The 17,193-nt window shown below is 57.3% G+C and carries 11 protein-coding genes and 2 tRNA genes; 9 read left to right on the forward strand and 4 right to left on the reverse strand.

Annotated elements, in window-relative coordinates; translation table 11 throughout:
• Positions 1 to 2 precede the first annotated feature (2 nt).
• Entirely contained in the window at positions 3 to 1,028 is a 1,026-nt protein-coding gene (locus tag ACR0I1_RS18820; protein WP_170399205.1) for a LacI family DNA-binding transcriptional regulator, read from the reverse strand.
• Positions 1,029 to 1,142: 114 nt separating this feature from the next.
• On the opposite strand from ACR0I1_RS18820, the gene ACR0I1_RS18825 reads away from it, so the two are divergent.
• Positions 1,143 to 1,219 (forward strand) — tRNA-Arg (locus ACR0I1_RS18825).
• A gap of 88 nt (positions 1,220 to 1,307) precedes the next feature.
• Here the strand turns inward: ACR0I1_RS18825 and hmgA are convergent.
• Both hmgA and ACR0I1_RS18835 read right to left on the reverse strand, forming a co-directional pair.
• Positions 1,308 to 2,669 (reverse strand): homogentisate 1,2-dioxygenase, encoded by a 1,362-nt coding sequence (gene hmgA / locus ACR0I1_RS18830; RefSeq protein ID WP_170627026.1) that lies wholly within the window; start codon positions 2,667 to 2,669, stop codon positions 1,308 to 1,310.
• Positions 2,670 to 2,980: 311 nt separating this feature from the next.
• Positions 2,981 to 3,067 (reverse strand) — tRNA-Leu (locus ACR0I1_RS18835).
• 198 nt (positions 3,068 to 3,265) lie between these two features.
• On the opposite strand from ACR0I1_RS18835, the gene ACR0I1_RS18840 reads away from it, so the two are divergent.
• Positions 3,266 to 4,249 (forward strand): complex I NDUFA9 subunit family protein, encoded by a 984-nt coding sequence (locus tag ACR0I1_RS18840; protein WP_223117263.1) that lies wholly within the window; start codon positions 3,266 to 3,268, stop codon positions 4,247 to 4,249.
• On the opposite strand, the gene ACR0I1_RS18845 is transcribed toward ACR0I1_RS18840, so the two are convergent.
• A complete protein-coding gene (locus tag ACR0I1_RS18845; RefSeq protein WP_480707530.1) occupies positions 4,250 to 5,053 on the reverse strand; it encodes an undecaprenyl-diphosphate phosphatase in 804 nt (267 codons plus the stop codon).
• 228 nt (positions 5,054 to 5,281) lie between these two features.
• On the opposite strand from ACR0I1_RS18845, the gene ACR0I1_RS18850 reads away from it, so the two are divergent.
• The 7 genes from ACR0I1_RS18850 (at position 5,282) to ACR0I1_RS18880 (ending at position 17,178) form a co-directional block, all read left to right on the forward strand.
• Positions 5,282 to 6,715 carry an NAD(P)-dependent oxidoreductase gene (locus tag ACR0I1_RS18850; RefSeq protein ID WP_170636745.1) on the forward strand — a complete coding sequence of 478 codons (1,434 nt, stop codon included), beginning with the start codon at positions 5,282 to 5,284 and terminating at the stop codon, positions 6,713 to 6,715.
• Positions 6,716 to 6,824: 109 nt separating this feature from the next.
• On the forward strand, positions 6,825 to 11,357 hold the full coding sequence (gltB, locus tag ACR0I1_RS18855) for a glutamate synthase large subunit (protein ID WP_480707531.1): 4,533 nt from the start codon (positions 6,825 to 6,827) through the stop codon (positions 11,355 to 11,357).
• A gap of 167 nt (positions 11,358 to 11,524) precedes the next feature.
• Positions 11,525 to 12,493: a Hint domain-containing protein gene (locus tag ACR0I1_RS18860; protein ID WP_480707532.1), complete on the forward strand. Its 969-nt coding sequence runs from the start codon at positions 11,525 to 11,527 to the stop codon at positions 12,491 to 12,493.
• 38 nt (positions 12,494 to 12,531) lie between these two features.
• A complete protein-coding gene (mtgA, locus tag ACR0I1_RS18865) occupies positions 12,532 to 13,272 on the forward strand; it encodes a monofunctional biosynthetic peptidoglycan transglycosylase (protein WP_170598598.1) in 741 nt (246 codons plus the stop codon).
• Between the two features lie 60 nt (positions 13,273 to 13,332).
• Positions 13,333 to 13,998 (forward strand): FtsZ-binding protein FzlA, encoded by a 666-nt coding sequence (gene fzlA / locus ACR0I1_RS18870; protein ID WP_170399162.1) that lies wholly within the window; start codon positions 13,333 to 13,335, stop codon positions 13,996 to 13,998.
• A gap of 76 nt (positions 13,999 to 14,074) precedes the next feature.
• The gene (queG, locus tag ACR0I1_RS18875) at positions 14,075 to 15,112 is read left to right on the forward strand and encodes a tRNA epoxyqueuosine(34) reductase QueG (RefSeq protein ID WP_170515246.1); all 1,038 of its coding nucleotides are present in this window, start codon (positions 14,075 to 14,077) and stop codon (positions 15,110 to 15,112) included.
• A 62-nt stretch (positions 15,113 to 15,174) separates the two neighbouring features.
• Positions 15,175 to 17,178: a hydantoinase/oxoprolinase family protein gene (locus ACR0I1_RS18880; protein ID WP_480707543.1), complete on the forward strand. Its 2,004-nt coding sequence runs from the start codon at positions 15,175 to 15,177 to the stop codon at positions 17,176 to 17,178.
• Positions 17,179 to 17,193 lie beyond the last annotated feature (15 nt).

A 17,193-nucleotide genomic window follows, 5' to 3' on the forward strand; every position in this document is an offset into this window, starting at 1 on the left:
AGTTATCGCCGTTTCAGCGTGTCGCCGTAGCTGATCTTTGGGGTTAGGGTAACGCGGGTTTCAACCTCGGAATCCGGATCGGCCAGCTTCGCCGCAATGATCTCGGCCGCGGTGCGCCCAATCTCGGTCCGGCAGGCATCCATCGTGGCCAGCTTGCGTGGTAGCCCCTGCAGCAGCTCCACATTGTTGAATCCGGCCAATCCGATCTGACCGGGCACATCAATCCCTTGATCCAGCAAATACAGCAGCCCACCTGCGCCGATCATATCGTTGGAATAATACAGAAAATCCAACTCGGGCGAGCGTTCCAGCATCGCTTGTGTCATCTCGCGCCCCTTGGCCAGCGCTGAGCCACCCGAATAAAATTCACGGTCCTCAATCTCGATCCCGTGCTTGCCCAATACTTCGGTGAACCCTTCGAACCGTTTACGGGCACGGTGATCCAGAGGCATCTTGGTGCCCATAAACCCGATATGCTCATAACCCGCCTTCAGGATTGCCTGCGCCATCTCGCGCCCGGCGCGGCGGTGTGAGATTCCCACCATCGCATCCACCGGCTTGCCATCGGTATCCATGATCTCGACCACTGGTATGCCGGCGGAATCCAGCATGGCGCGCGCGGCTTCGGTATGCTCCAGCCCGGCAATGATCACGCCTGAGGGCCGCCACGAGAGCATCTCGTACAGCACTTTTTCTTCTTTTTCTGGCAGATAGTCCGTGACGCCAACCACCGGCTGCAGTTCAGTATCTTCCAGCACCTGATTGATACCGGTTAGAACTTCGGGGAAGACCATATTTGACAATGACGGGATGATCACAGCGACCAGATTCACCCGGCTTGACGCCAATGCTCCCGCGATCTTGTTGGGCACATATCCCAGCTCTTTTGCGGCGGCTAAAACACGGGTACGGGTGGCATCCGACACATCCCCGCGATTACGTAGCACCCGGCTAACGGTCATTTCGGATACTCCGGACGCTTCCGAGACATCACGAAGGGTAAGCGGGCGTTTTGTTTCTGTTGTCACCGAGATACCTGCATTGTTTGTTTGGCCGATGGTAGCGTGAACAGGGCGAATTGTTCAACTGTTGTGCAAAGCCCATGACAATCTGAAAAAACCCCGCTAGAGAAAACGACGCGCGGCCCCGTGGCTCAACTGGATAGAGCAGCCCCCTCCTAAGGGGCAGGTTGCAGGTTCGAATCCTGCCGGGGTCGCCAAGCTTTTCTGAACGTACCCGATTAAATGCGTTACAGACCAAGCGTTCTAATTCTCTGCCCTTTGGGAGACGAAGGAATTATACCCTCGTCACTTCTTGCCGGGTGTGCCGTCGAATTTCTTTTCGATGTCGCTCCAACAGTCGATGTAATCGTCCTGCAGTGGTGCCTCATTGGCGGCGAACGCTGTGAGATGTTGCGGAAAGCGGGTTTCGAACATGAAGGACATGGTGTTTTCCAGCTTGTCTGGTCCCAGGTTTGAATTCGATGCTTTTTCAAAGGCTTCGCGATCCGGGCCGTGGGGCAGCATCATGTTGTGCAGGCTCATACCGCCGGGAATAAAGCCCTGCGGTTTCGCATCATATTGGCCGTAGATGTTGCCCATCAGCTCGGACATGATGTTCTTGTGGTACCAGGGCGGGCGGAAGGTATCTTCCATGACCATCCAGCGCTCGCGGAACAGAACAAAGTCGATATTTGCGGTGCCGGGCTGGCCTGAAGGTGCGGTTAGAACGGTGAAAATCGACGGATCCGGATGATCGAACAGGATGGCTCCGACCGGGCAATATGTACGCAGGTCGTATTTGACGGGTGCATAGTTGCCATGCCACGCCACCACGTCCAGCGGGCTGTGACCGATTTTAGTCTGGTGAAACTGGCCGCACCATTTGACGGTCACGGTTGAGGGCACCTCGCGGTCCTCAAACGCCGCGACCGGTGCTTTGAAATCACGCGGGTTGGCCATGCAGTTGGCACCGATCGGGCCGCGGCCAGGCAGTTCGAATTTCTGGCCGTAGTTTTCGCACACGAACCCGCGCGCAGGGCCTTCCACAACTTCGACCCGGTAGACAAGACCGCGGGGGAGAATGGCAATTTCCTTGGGTTCGAGGTCGATGATCCCCAATTCGGTGTAGAATCGCAGAACGCCCTCTTGCGGCACCACCAGCAGCTCGGAGTCAGCCGAGAAGAAGTAATCATCCTGCATCGAAGTGTTCACCATATAGATATGGCTTGCCATCCCGACCTGAGTGTTCACATCCCCGGCAGTGGTCATGGTGTGCATGCCCGTGACCCAGGTTGTCTGTTCACCGGTATGGGGCACCGGATCCCAGCGGTACTGTCCCAAGCTGACAACGTCAGGATCGACATTGGGCGCTGATTTCCAATAGGGAACATCGATTTTTTCATAGCGATGTGAATGCTTTACTGACGGGCGGATACGATAGCACCAGGTGCGCTCGTTCTGGTGCGAGGGTGCCGTAAACGCAGTGCCTGAAAGCTGCTCACCATAGAGGCCGTAATTGCATTTCTGCGGGCTGTTCATACCCTGGGGCAGAGCATCAGGAAGCGCTTCGGTTTCGTAATCGTTGCCAAAGCCCGGCATGTACCCTTCGTGCGGCCCTTTCAAGGATGGGGCAACTGTCATGCGTTCATTCTTGGTCAGCTCATTCATTTTGCACGTTCCTTCCGGACAGATACGATCGAATTTAATCGGTGTGGTAATAGTTGACTTTGTAACTAACAAGCGTGACGGGAAGGTATCTTCAAAAAAGATGAGTTTGATTTGCAGGAAATTGCCATAGCCTTGCACCATGTCCTTCTTCGACTGGCAAAAGGTAGTGCAACAGAGATTGTTAATTCCGGTACCTGCGGGTCGATTCTCGGGGTCAAACAAAGAAATTGACTCAGACAGGCCAAACCAGTCTGATTGTAAATCGGTCAAGTGACCGGAAGTGCCAGGGGGTTCAAATTTTATGGAAAATTTGGTGCCCAGGAGAGGACTCGAACCTCCACGTCCATACGGACACTAGCACCTGAAGCTAGCGCGTCTACCAATTCCGCCACCTGGGCAGGTGTCGTGGAGGGGCGTTTAAGCTGACTGGCAGGGGGCGTCAACCAGATTCGGGGGGGTTTTTGAAAGTTTTTTGATGCGTGCCCCAACTTCTGGTTCACGCGACGGATTTTCAGAGAAGCGCGGCGTTATTGCGCCTTGTTCGACGGGCTCGTGGGCGCTAGATCAATTCAGACCAAGACAGCAGGAGCGCCATCATGTCGAAACTCGTCACGATTTACGGTGGATCGGGCTTTGTCGGCCGATATATCGCGCGGCGTATGGCTGCCGAAGGCTGGCGTGTCCGCGTCGCTGTGCGGCGGCCCAATGAAGCGATGTTCGTCAGACCCTATGGCGCGGTTGGTCAGGTCGAGCCTATCTTGTGCAATATCCGTGATGACGCCTCGGTCAGTGCGGCGATGCATGGTGTGGACGCCGTGGTGAATTGCGTTGGCGTATTGAATGAGCTGGGCAAGAATGCGTTCGATGCAGTGCAGGCCGAAGGTGCCGAACGGATCGCCCGGCTGGCGGCCGCTCAGAGTATTGACCGCATGGTTCATATCTCGGCCATCGGTGCGGATCCCGAATCCGACAGCGAATATGCGCGCACCAAAGCGCAGGGCGAGGCGGGCGTTTTGCAACACATGCCGGGTGCCGTCATTCTGCGCCCATCAGTCATTTTCGGCACCGAAGACCAGTTTTTCAACCGCTTCGCAGGAATGACGCGGATGAGCCCGTTCCTGCCGCTTGTTGGGGCGGAAACGAAATTTCAACCTGTCTATGTCGATGATGTTGCGCAAGCGGCAGTTCAAGGCGTTCTGGGCAAAGCGTCTGCCGGTGTTTATGAACTGGGCGGGCCAGAGGTAAAGAGTTTCCGCGCCTTGATGCAGCAGATGCTCGACGTAATTCATCGCCGCCGGATCATCATCGGGATGCCTTTCTGGGCGGCGAAAATCATGGCGGGTGTGTTGGATATCGCGAAGTTCGTCAGTTTTCAGTTGTTTCCGAACAATATCCTGACCCGTGACCAGCTTAAAAATTTGCGGCGCGATAATGTGGCGGCGGATGACGCTAAAGGTTTTTCGGACCTCGGGATCGAGCCCGCAACGTTGGAGTCGGTGCTGCCAGAATATCTGTGGAAATTCCGCCCCGCGGGTCAGTATGACGATATTCAGAACTCGGCCAAGAACCTGCGCATCTGATCAGCTATAGGCAATCATTAGCAGTATTGCTCCGAGGATGACCCGGTAGATCACATAGGGTGTGAAACTGACGCTGCGCAGAAGCCGCATCATCAGGTTAAGCGCGAGCAGAGCCGAAACAAAGGCGAAGGCTGCGGCAATCGCGCCGTCCTTGGCCAGCTGTGTGTCCGCCTCACGGACGACGTCGACCGAAAGCAGGACGCCCGAAGCGACAATCGTTGGGATCGACATCAGCATGGCAATCCGCGCACCATCTTCGCGTGTATAGCCAAGCTGACGAGCGCCTGTGATCGTAATCCCCGAGCGTGAAGTCCCCGGGATTAAGGCCAACATCTGCCACAGCCCCATGATCATTGCGTCCTTTAAGCCCCAGTCCGAACTACGTTTGGTTTGTACCCCCTTTTGATCCATCCAATACAGCACTAACCCGAAGCCAAGCATCGCCCATCCGATGACGGCGACTGAACGCAGAGCCTGCTCAAGCCCCGTCAGGTACACGATCCCGCCCGCAATGACTGTCGGAATCGTGGCGATGACCAAGCCCAGTGCCAACCGCGCCTGAGGCGTCTCAATTCGTCCTCGGATAATTTGGGGTATCCCGGCTAGGGCTTGTTTCACATCTGACCAGAAATAAAGAATAACCGCGCCAAGTGTTCCTACATGGACGGCGACATCGATTGCCAGGCCTTGATCATCCGCGCCAGTCAGGCGGGGCAGCAGGATCAGGTGCCCGGATGAAGATACAGGCAAGAATTCGGTGACGCCCTGAATGATCGCCACAAGAATCAAGTGAAAAAGGCTCATCTGCTCTGCCGGTACCGTGCTCGTTTTGTTGAGAACAATGGGTATAAGCGGGCAACGGGAAAGTGAAGTGTCCAGATAGGTCCGAATCGGAACTAAAAACACGACAAATTTCTCTGAAAAAACATCGAGCGATGCAGTTTTCTCAATATAGGTCAGTACAGTTGACTTTTCATCCAGAATGACATCACTTAAAGAACCCTGACCAAGCCAATTCATGGAGTCTGACCCGTGGCCAAGCAACCGATGCTGAAATTTGTGCAGATCGATCGTGTCATGCCTGAAAAGCGTGCCGCCAGTGACCGCAAAGAGGACTTCGATGAAATCTATGCCGAGTACGCCGCGGAGAAGGCGGCCGAACAGGCCAGCCGATGCAGCCAGTGCGGAGTGCCCTATTGCCAATCCCATTGTCCGCTGCACAACAATATCCCTGATTGGCTGAATCTGACGGCAACCGGGCGGTTGGAAGAGGCGTTTCAAACAAGCCAGGCTACCAACACTTTCCCTGAAATCTGCGGTCGCATTTGCCCACAGGACCGTCTGTGCGAAGGCAATTGCGTGATCGAGCAATCAGGCCACGGTACGGTCACCATCGGCTCGATCGAGAAATACATTACCGATACAGCCTGGGATAAAGGCTGGGTCAAACCCGTTCAGCCCCGTGCCGAGCGCGACGAAAGCGTGGGTATCATTGGCGGTGGACCCGGTGGATTGGCTGCGGCGGATATGCTGCGCCGGGCGGGTATTCAGGTCACGGTCTATGATCGATATGACCGTGCGGGGGGGCTGCTGATGTACGGCATTCCCGGATTCAAGCTGGAAAAGGATATCGTCCAACGCCGAAATGACCTGCTGGCAGATGGTGGTGTTGCATTTGAGCTGAACTGCGATGTGGACGCCGCGAAATTCGCGGAAATCCACGCGAAACATGATGCGGTAATTATTGCAACGGGCGTCTACAAATCCCGTGATCTGTCCATGCCCGGCAGCGGTCTGGGTGGGATTGAAAAGGCGATCGATTTTCTGACAGCCTCGAATCGCAAAAGTTTTGGCGATGCGGTTGATGACTTCGACAATGGCCGCTTGAACGCGGAAGGTAAGAAAGTGGTCGTCATCGGCGGGGGTGATACCGCGATGGATTGCGTGCGCACGTCGATTCGTCAGGGTGCGACGTCGGTCAAATGCCTCTATCGCCGCGACCGCGCCAATATGCCGGGCTCGCAGCGCGAGACCCAGAATGCCGAGGAAGAAGGCGTGATCTTCGAATGGCTTAGCGCACCCAAAGGCTTTACCGGCAATGAGCAAGTAAACGGTGTCATGGTGCAGAAGATGCGTCTGGGCCAGCCCGATGCCTCGGGCCGTCAGGCTCCCGAAGTGATTGAGGGCGCAGACTATGTCGAAGAGGCCGATCTGGTGATCAAGGCGCTTGGATTCGAACCCGAAGACCTGCCCACGCTGTTTGGTCAACCCGATCTACCCGTGACCCGCTGGGGTACAATCAAAGCTGCGTTCCAGACCGGTGCAACCGAGATGGAGGGCGTTTATGCCATCGGCGACATCGTGCGCGGTGCTTCGCTGGTGGTCTGGGCGATCCGTGACGGGCGCGATTGCGCAGATGCCATAATTGAGCGTTTTAACGCCAAATCCGCCATCGCAGCCGAGTGAAACAAAACGCAAAAGCAATTCGAAAAATCCCAGCGGGTATGCGTTCGAAAGCGAACGCCGACAGATGAACAAAAGCCTGTGTGCCCCCTTGGGAAGAAGGAGACAGCCAATGACCAAATATGATGCCGATTGGGTGCGGGCCGAAGAAGCCAAGCGCAAATGGATGGCAGAAAACGGACTCTATTCAGAGGAAGAAGAACATTCCTCGTGCGGTGTGGGCCTTGTTGTGTCCGTCGATGGTAAGCCGTCACGCAAGGTGGTGGATGCCGGGATCGATGCGCTAAAGGCAATCTGGCATCGCGGCGCGGTGGATGCGGACGGTAAAACCGGGGATGGCGCAGGTATCCATGTGCAGATCCCCGTCCCATTCTTCTATGATCAGATTCGTCGCACGGGTCATGAACCAAACTTGGATGAACTGGTTGCTGTCGGTCAGGTTTTCCTGCCCCGCACGGATTTTGGCGCGCAGGAACAATGCCGGACCATCGTTGAAACCGAAGTTCTGCGCATGGGTTACTATATTTATGGCTGGCGACATGTGCCGGTTGATGTGACCTGTCTGGGCGAAAAGGCCAACGCGACCCGGCCCGAGATCGAGCAAATCCTGATCTCGAACTCCAAAGGCGTGGATGAAGAGACATTCGAGCGTGAGCTCTATGTCATTCGTCGCCGTATTGAAAAAGCGGCGCTGGCCGCAGGAATCTCGGGACTGTATCTGGCATCGCTGTCTTGCCGGTCGATCATCTACAAAGGCATGATGCTGGCCGAGCAGGTCGCTGTTTTCTACCCCGACCTGATGGATGAGCGGTTCGAGTCCGCTTTTGCGATTTACCACCAGCGCTATTCGACCAACACGTTCCCGCAATGGTGGCTGGCCCAGCCCTTCCGTATGTTGGCCCACAACGGTGAGATCAACACGCTGAAAGGCAACATCAACTGGATGAAAAGCCACGAGATCCGCATGACCTCGGACAGCTTTGGCGTCTATGCCGAGGATATCAAACCGATTATAGCGGGCGGATCGTCGGATTCCGCCGCATTAGACTCGGTATTCGAGGTCTTGGTGCGTGCGGGGCGCTCGGCGCCGATGGCGAAAACCATGCTGGTTCCGGAAAGCTGGTCCAAGCAAGCTATCGAGCTGCCGCAAAGCTGGCGCGACATGTATTCCTACTGCAATTCAGTGATGGAACCTTGGGATGGCCCTGCTGCGCTGGCAATGACGGATGGCCGCTGGGTATGTGCCGGTTTGGATCGGAACGGTCTGCGCCCGATGCGCTATGTGGTAACCGGCGATGGTCTGGTCATCGCGGGGTCCGAGGCGGGTATGGTGCCGATTGATGAGGCCACCGTGACCGAAAAAGGCGCGCTGGGACCGGGCCAGATGCTGGCTGTCGATATGAAAAAGGGCAAGCTGTTCCGCGACAAGCAGATCAAGGACAAACTGGCCCGAGCACTGCCGTTTGGCGACTGGGTCGGCAAGATCAACGATCTGGACGAGTCACTTGCGGGCGTGACGGAACACCCGAAATTCATCGGAGAAGAACTGCGCAAGCGTCAGATCGCGGCCGGGTATTCTGTAGAAGACCTAGAACAGATTCTTGCCCCGATGGCAGAGGACGGCAAAGAGGCGCTGGCTTCGATGGGGGATGATACGCCCTCGGCTGTTCTGTCCAAGCAATACCGCCCGCTTAGCCACTTTTTCCGGCAGAACTTCAGCCAGGTGACGAACCCTCCGATCGACAGTTTGCGTGAATACCGTGTGATGTCGCTGAAGACGCGGTTCGGCAACCTTAAGAACGTGCTGGACGAAGACAGCAGCCAGACCGAGATCATCGTTCTGGAAAGCCCCTTTGTCGGCAATGCACAATGGGACACCCTGGTCAATCAACTGGGTTCACCCCTTGCGGAGATCGATTGTAGCTTTGAACCCGGCCGAGGCGCTCTGAGCGCCGCCTTGGCACGTGTTAGAGCCGAAGCAGAGGAAGCCGTGCGCTCGGGCGCGGGTCACTTGGTTCTGTCTGACATGAATTCAGGGCAAGGTCGTGTGGCGATGCCGATGATCCTGGCCACCAGTGCTGTGCATTCGCATTTGACCCGTCAGGGTTTGCGGACCTTTTGTTCGCTGAACGTGCGGTCTGCTGAATGTGTTGATCCTCATTACTTTGCGGTTCTGATCGGCTGTGGCGCGACTGTTGTGAACGCCTATCTGGCCGAAGATTCACTGGCTGATCGCATTGACCGTGGTCTGCTGGACGGCACCCTGACCGAAAACGTTGCGCGCTATCGCGAAGCCATCGACCAGGGTCTGCTGAAGATCATGGCCAAGATGGGTATTTCGGTGATCTCGTCCTATCGCGGTGGTCTGAATTTCGAAGCCGTGGGTCTCAGCCGCGCGATGGTGGCCGAGTATTTCCCGGGTATGACCAGTCGTATCTCCGGCATCGGTGTCACCGGCATTCAGACCAAAGTCGAAGAAATCCATGCCAAAGCGTGGGACAGCGGTCTGGATGTTCTGCCCATCGGTGGTTTCTACAAAGCGCGTAAATCGGGTGAGACCCACGCGTGGGAAGCAACCTCGATGCACATGATGCAAATGGCCTGTAACCGTGCCTCGTACGAGCTGTGGAAGCAGTATTCGGCCAAGATGCAGTCCAATCCTCCGATTCACTTGCGCGATCTGATGGATTTCAAGCCGCTGGGCAAGCCGGTGCCGATCGAAGAGGTCGAATCGATCACTTCAATCCGCAAACGCTTTGTCACTCCAGGCATGTCGCTGGGCGCCCTCAGCCCCGAGGCGCACAAGACACTGAACGTGGCGATGAACCGGATTGGCGCGAAGTCGGATTCCGGCGAAGGTGGTGAAGACCCGGCGCATTTTGTGCCTGAACCCAACGGTGACAACCCGTCGGCCAAGATCAAACAGGTGGCCTCGGGCCGGTTCGGCGTGACCGCCGAATACCTGAACCAGTGCGAAGAGCTTGAGATCAAGGTCGCCCAAGGCGCGAAACCGGGTGAGGGCGGTCAGCTGCCGGGTATGAAAGTCACAGACCTGATCGCGCGTCTGCGGCATTCTACCAAGGGCGTGACCTTGATCTCACCGCCGCCGCACCACGACATCTACTCGATCGAGGATTTGGCGCAGTTGATCTACGACCTGAAACAGATCAACCCGCGCTGTAAGGTGACGGTAAAGCTGGTGGCGTCTTCGGGCGTTGGAACGATTGCCGCCGGTGTGGCCAAGGCGAAAGCGGATATTATCCTGATTTCGGGTCACAATGGCGGAACGGGCGCGTCGCCCGCAACCAGTATCAAATACGCTGGACTGCCGTGGGAGATGGGCCTGACCGAGGCGCATCAGGTTCTGGCGATGAACAACCTGCGCGACCGTGTGACTCTGCGGACGGATGGTGGCCTGCGCACCGGTCGCGACATCGTCATGGCCGCGATGATGGGCGCTGAGGAATACGGCATCGGTACCGCCGCCCTGATCGCAATGGGCTGTATTATGGTGCGTCAGTGCCAGTCGAACACCTGTCCGGTGGGCGTGTGTACGCAGGACGAATCGTTGCGTGCCAAGTTTACTGGTAACGCGGACAAGGTGGTGAACCTGATCACCTTCTACGCACAGGAAGTGCGAGAACTGCTGGCTAGCCTCGGCGCACGTTCGATTGACGAAATCATCGGTCGTGCTGATCTGCTAGCACAGGTCAGCCGCGGATCGGCGCATCTGGATGATCTGGACCTCAACCCGCTGTTAATCACCGTCGATGGCGCACATGATATCGTCTACAACCGCGACAAGGATCGTAATGCAGTGCCGGATACGCTGGATGCCGAGATTGTGCGCGATGCGGCGCGATTCCTGAAAGACGGTGAGAAGATGCAACTATCTTACGCGGTGCAGAACACGCATCGGACCGTGGGTACACGTGTCTCAAGCCACATCGTCCAGAATTTCGGCATGCGGAACACGTTCCAGGACGATCACTTGCATGTGAAACTGCAGGGTTCGGCCGGCCAGTCGCTGGGGGCTTTTGCCGCTCCAGGTCTCAAGCTGGAGGTCTCGGGTGATGCCAACGACTATGTCGGCAAGGGGCTTTCGGGCGGCATGATTGTTGTGCGACCCCCGCAGGTGAGCCCGCTCAAGGCGGAATATAACACCATCATTGGCAACACCGTCCTATACGGTGCCACCGATGGCCACCTATTTGCAGCAGGCCGCGCAGGTGAGCGGTTCGCGGTGCGAAATTCAGGTGCCAGAGTGGTGATCGAAGGCTGCGGCTCGAACGGATGTGAATACATGACCGGCGGTGTTGCGGTTATTCTCGGCGATATCGGTGCCAACTTTGGTGCGGGGATGACGGGTGGTATGGCTTATCTGTACGACCCCGAAGGCAAGGCCGAAGCGCTGATGAACATGGAGACGCTTGTCACCTGTCCGGTGACAGTGGACCATTGGGAAGATCAGCTGAAAGCAATGATCGAGCGCCATGTCGCGGAAACCAATAGCCGCAAAGCCATTGATATCTTACAGCATTGGGATGTGGAAAAGACCAACTTCCTGCAGGTTTGCCCGAAAGAGATGTTGAACAAGCTCAGTCATCCTTTGACCACCGAAGTGGCGGCGGTTCCTGCAGAATAAGTCTTGAGAGATCTAAATCTTTGGCCCGGCGTGTCGTTCCCAACACGCCGGGTATTCTTTTGTCTGGCCATATTGTTTCCAATTCTTGTGTAATGCCGTGCATAACGCCTAGCTTTAGTCATAGTTTATTCGGGAAATGCAGGCATGCTGCTATCCCAATGATGTGAGTGAAGTGGAATATCGGTGTGCCCACGACGTATACAGACCAGTTTTTTGTGCTCGACCCGGCCAATCCGGGTGCGAACGGAACCGTTGTTGGATCCACGCTGAACGTCGAGTTCTTTGATATCATCGATCAGAATGACGATGATCTGGTCAACCGGCTGAATGGAGACTCGGTTGACGGATCTGACATCACTGCGTCTTACTTCAATGATATGGTGACGATCGAGTTGCCAGGTGGTGCGCAGGTTACATATACCGGCGTTACCTTCTACCTTGCTGACGGGCGCGAAGTTTTTACCCCGACGGACGGATCGGTTCTGCAGCAAGGCACGTTTGTTTCTTCTTCAGTCACCGATTTTAGCGATGATGGGGCTTCGTTTGGTTCGGTCGATATCGCCAACGGTGATCTCGGTCCGCCCTGCTTTACGCCCGGCACATTGATTGATACCCCCGATGGGCCCCGGCCGGTCGAGGACCTGAAACTTGGAGATCTGGTTACGACTGCGGATAGCGGCGCTAAACCTGTGCTCTGGATTGGTCGTACCAAGGTAGCAGCCGAGGGTAAACTGGCCCCAATTCGGTTCGAGACAGGGATGTTCGGGCTCACGCGCCCTCTGCTTGTTTCGCCGCAGCACAGGATGCTGATCGATGATTGGCGTGCACCCTACCTGTTTGGCCATGAAGAAGTTCTGATCGCTGCCCATTGTCTTGTGAACGGAACAACAGTCACGCGTGTCGAAGGAGGCGAGGTGGATTATATCCACATTCTGTTCCGGCGACATGAGATCGTGTTCGCCAATGGCACCAAAAGTGAAAGCTACTACCCGGGACATGCACTGACCCAGGCCGAGCGTCGGACGCAAGCAGAAGTATTGGCCTTGTTCCCGGAGTTGGCGGCGCGCGGAGCAGCCTCAGTCAGAACTGCACGCCCGGTTGTGCGACCGCGCGACGGACAGATGTTGTCGAAATAATCCGTTTCAAATACGCCCTTCGCGGCGTATAGCAAGGCATGGCAAAAAAAGCAGTCCGCAAACCGCGCGGTAAGAAAAAGAAGGCGTCCAGATCAAACAAAACAACAGGCCCCATCGCTCGGATACGGCGCTGGGCCCTTCGTGTTGTTCTGGCGATGGTCGTGGCTTTTGTGTCTTTGGTTCTGATCTATTCAGTCGTGAACCCGCCGGTCACGCATACGATCTGGTCCGAGTGGCGTCGGCTTGGGAAGGTTGATCGCGAGTGGGTGCCGATCGAAGAGATTGCCCCGATCATGGCGCGGTCGGTCGTAGCAGCCGAGGATGCCAACTTCTGCCTGCATTGGGGCTTTGATGTCGAAGCGATCCGCGATGCGCTGGAAGATGGCGGCAGCCGGGGTGCATCGACCATCACGCAGCAGGTGGTCAAGAATGTATTTCTCTGGCAGGGGCGCAGCTGGGTCCGCAAGGCGCTTGAAACCTCGATGACACCGGTTGTTGAAATCGTCTGGAGCAAGCAGCGCATTCTCGAAGTGTATCTGAACGTCGCGGAAACCGGACAAGGGATCTTTGGCGTCGAGGCCGCGGCGCAGAAGTATTATGGGGTGAGTGCGGCAAAGATGTCTCCGACACAAGCGGCGCGTGTGGCGGCGATTCTGCCATCCCCGCGCAACCGGTCGGTGACGGATCCATCGGTGCGGACCCGCAGGCGTGCCGCGTCAATTCTGGATGGAGCGGCCACCATCCGCGCAGATGGACGCGCCGCGTGTTTCGAGGATTGAAACCCAGACCCCTCAGCGGCTAAAGCTTGAAGGGTACTCTACTGGTTCGAATGGAAGTTCATGGCGCGTCTGTTTCACGTTCCCCTCTCGCCCTATTGCCGCAAGGTTCGCCTGTCTTTGGCCGAAAAGAAGATCGAGGTTGAGCTGGTCGAAGAACGATACTGGGAACAGGACCCGGATTTTTTGCGCCGCAACCCGGCGGGTAAGGTACCTGTGCTGCGACTGGATGGTCAGATCATGGCCGAGAGCGCCGCGATCTGCGAATATATCGAAGAGACCCGACCCGAGCCACCCTTGATGCCTAAAAAAGCCGAAGCACGTTATGAGGTGCGGCGTTTGGTGGGCTGGTTTGATGACAAGTTTCACCACGAGGTGACCTCAAAGCTACTGTATGAGCGGGTGAACAAGAAAGTAACGGGGCAAGGCTATCCGGACAGCAAGAACGTCAAGGAAGGCGCGCGCGCGATCAAGTATCATCTGGATTATATGGCCTGGTTGCTGGATCACCGTCGCTGGCTGGCCGGAGATCAGATGACATTGGCCGATTTCGCCGCGGCGGCGCATCTGTCGGCGCTGGATTACATTTCGGACGTAGATTGGAACCGAAGCTCTGCGGTGAAGGACTGGTACGCCAAGATCAAATCCCGCCCGGCGTTCCGCTCGATTCTGGCGGATCAGGTTCCGGGATTCCGGCCACCGCCACATTACGCGGATCTGGATTTCTGATAGATTGAGGGGTAGGGGGCTGTCCGCCCCCTCTTGGCCATTGGGCCAATTCACCCCCGAAGGTATTTTTGGCCAGATGAAGAGCGGATCGGAGTTGAAACAGCGGTTGGTGGAGCAAGCCTTGTCTGAGGGGTTTGTCGCCTGTCGGGTTTGTCGTCCTTGGGATGTGCCCCTTGTTCCCGAACGGTTGGATGCCTTTCTACAAGCCGGATATCATGGCCAGATGGGCTGGATGGCTGAGCGGGCTCATTGGCGCGGTGATCCGTCTGTGCTGTGGCCTGACGCGCGGTCGGTGATCATGCTTGCGGAGAGCTATACGCCCGAGCATGACCCGACTGCGGTGCTGGCGCATTCCAACTTGGGCGCCATTTCGGTTTATGCGCAGAACAAGGATTATCACGATCTGGTTAAGAAGCGCCTCAAACGATTGGCGCGCTGGCTGATTGCCGAGGGTGGGGGTGAAGTGAAGGTGTTTGTCGATACTGCTCCGGTGCCAGAGAAGGCGCTGGGGCAGGCCGCTGGGCTGGGGTGGCAGGGCAAGCATACCAATCTTGTCAGTCAGGATTGGGGAAATTGGGCCTTTTTAGGGTCTGTTTTCACAACTTTGGATTTGCCTGTGGATGGCGCTGAGGTCGACCATTGTGGCTCATGCCGCGCGTGTTTGACGGCCTGTCCGACCGACGCGTTTCCGGCACCGTATCAGTTGGATGCGCGGCGCTGTATTTCGTATCTGACCATCGAGCATAAGGGGCCGGTGGAGGAAGAGTTGCGCGCGCTGTTGGGCAACCGAATCTATGGCTGCGATGATTGTCTCGCGGCCTGCCCGTGGAACAAGTTTGCGGTCGCGGCCAGTGACCTTCGCTATGCGGCGCGGGAGGAGCTAAAGGCGCCTCCGTTGGCGGAACTGGCGCAGCTGGATGATACAGCATTCCGCGCGATGTTCTCGGGCTCGCCGATAAAGCGGATCGGCCGGAATCGGTTCGTGCGGAACGTGCTTTATGCGATTGGGAACTCAGCGGTGCCGGCGTTACTGCCGGTTGCACAGGCGCTGACCGATGATCCGGATCCGACCGTGGCTGATGCAGCGCGCTGGGCGGCATCCCGGTTGTCGTAAACAGGCTGGACGCGCCGCAGGAAAACGCTACACCCGGTTCTGGCGAACAGATGGAGGACCCGATGGCGTTGGCTTTGGGGGTGGATACGGGCGGAACCTATACGGATGCGGTGCTGATCCGGGATGAGCGCGAGGTGATCGCGTCGGCCAAATCGCTGACCACACGAGCGGATCTAGCGATTGGTGTGGGCCGCGCGGTTTCTGCTGTGCTAGAGACGGCTGATGTGTCTCCGGATCAGATTGGGATGGCATCGTTGTCGACAACGCTGGCCACCAATGCGTTGGTCGAAGGCCAGGGCGGGCGCGTGGCGTTGATCTATGTCGGGTTTCGGGAAAGCGACCTTGAGAAACACGGTCTAAGAGAGGCGTTGAAGGGCGATCCGGCTTTGGTTCTGGCCGGGGGGCACAACCATGCCGGGGGTCAGGTCGCCGAATTGGATGTTGCAGGGCTAGAGGCCTTTTTAGACTCACATTCAGGCATTTCCGGTTATGCGGTTGCAGCACAGTTCGCGACCAGAAATCCGGCGCATGAACTGGAAGTGGCGCGCGTGATTTCCGAGCGTACGGGAGTGCCGGTCACGTGCTCTCATCACCTGTCGGCCAAGCTGAATGGGCCAAAGCGTGCGGTGACCGCCGTGCTGAATGCACGATTGATCGGGATGATCGACCGCTTGATCGGGCGCGCGCAGGATCAGTTGCGCGCGCAGGGCATCACCGCCCCAATGATGGTTGTGCGCGGGGATGGCGCTTTGATGAGCGCCGAGCAGGCGCGGGAGCGTCCGATTGAAACGATCCTAAGTGGCCCTGCGGCCTCTATCGTTGGCGCGCGCTGGTTGACCGAAGCTGAGAACGCGCTGGTGTCCGATATCGGCGGGACTACGACCGACGTCGCGCTGATCCGGGATGGCAAACCCGCCATCGACCCTGCAGGCGCGCAGGTTGGCGGTTTCCGGACCATGGTCGAAGCGGTTGCGATGCGGACTCATGGTTTGGGCGGTGACAGTCAGGTGCATGTGGTGACCGAAGGCCTAGGCGGTGGTGTCTTCCTTGGGCCGCGTCGGGTGCTGCCGGTGTCGCTGATCGCAGCTGAGGCCCCGGATGTGGTACATGCGGCATTGGATGAGCAATTGCGGGCGACGACCGTAGGTGAACATGACACGAGGTTTGCCCGTCGTGTGTCGGGTATCCCCGCCGATGGGGTCGGGCCGCGTGAAACAGTGTTACTGGACCGGTTGGAGGATCGTGTTGTGCCGCTCAGCAGTCTGTTGCAAACCCGGATGGAGCATGGGGCACTGGGCCGTTTGGTGGATCGCGGGATCGTACAGGTCTCGGGTGTCACCCCTTCGGATGCCAGCCATGCTCTGGGGCGGCTTGCGGATTGGGACTGCTCGGCAGCGCTTAAGGCGCTGGAACTGATGGCGCGTAAGCGGGTTGGATCAGGGGACAGGCTGGCAGCATCGCCTGAAGCGCTGGCTCAGCTCATTGTCGATCAGTTGACGGAACAAACCTCATTGACCTTATTAGAGACTGCTTTTGCCGAGGAAAGCCATGGGTTTGACCAGCCTGCAAGAGATCTGGCCCGGCATGTTCTGACGCAGCGCGGGCTGGCGAAACACCGTGGGTTGTTGGCATTGGATGCCGCGCTGAATGTGGATGTCGTGGGCCTTGGGGCTTCGGCCCCCAGCTATTACCCGGCAGTCGGAGAGCGGTTGCATTGCAAGATGGTCCTGCCAGAGCATGCCGGTGTTGCAAATGCCATCGGTGCGGTTGTCGGGCGGCTGACCCTTCGGCGGGCCGGTTCAGTTACGTCCCCGGCCGAAGGCCGCTATCGGGTACATCTGGAAGAGGGGCCGCAGGATTTCTCGGACTCGAATTCCGCTCTACAGTTGCTTGAAGATGTGCTGCGCAACGAGGCTGAGGGCGCGGTGCGCCAAGCAGGTGCCGAGGATATACGCGTGACAGTCGACCGCGATATCCGCACCGCCAAGATTGAAGCGCAAGAGGTATTCGTCGAAGCGTTGATCACGGTCGAGGCCAGTGGACGACCTCGTGTGGCGGTCGGATAGCCCCGCAAGGGGCTA

This window comes from Ruegeria sp. B11, assembly GCF_056539785.1.

Bases quoted from the DNA above. Each gene is read 5' to 3' on its own strand.
- hmgA (WP_170627026.1), bottom strand. From the start codon at position 2,669: ATGAATGAGCTGACCAAGAATGAACGCATGACAGTTGCCCCATCCTTG.
- ACR0I1_RS18840 (WP_223117263.1), top strand. From the start codon at position 3,266: ATGTCGAAACTCGTCACGATTTACGGTGGATCGGGCTTTGTCGGCCGA.
- ACR0I1_RS18845 (WP_480707530.1), bottom strand. From the start codon at position 5,053: ATGAGCCTTTTTCACTTGATTCTTGTGGCGATCATTCAGGGCGTCACC.
- gltB (WP_480707531.1), top strand. From the start codon at position 6,825: ATGACCAAATATGATGCCGATTGGGTGCGGGCCGAAGAAGCCAAGCGC.
- mtgA (WP_170598598.1), top strand. From the start codon at position 12,532: ATGGCAAAAAAAGCAGTCCGCAAACCGCGCGGTAAGAAAAAGAAGGCG.
- fzlA (WP_170399162.1), top strand. From the start codon at position 13,333: ATGGCGCGTCTGTTTCACGTTCCCCTCTCGCCCTATTGCCGCAAGGTT.
- queG (WP_170515246.1), top strand. From the start codon at position 14,075: ATGAAGAGCGGATCGGAGTTGAAACAGCGGTTGGTGGAGCAAGCCTTG.
- ACR0I1_RS18880 (WP_480707543.1), top strand. From the start codon at position 15,175: ATGGCGTTGGCTTTGGGGGTGGATACGGGCGGAACCTATACGGATGCG.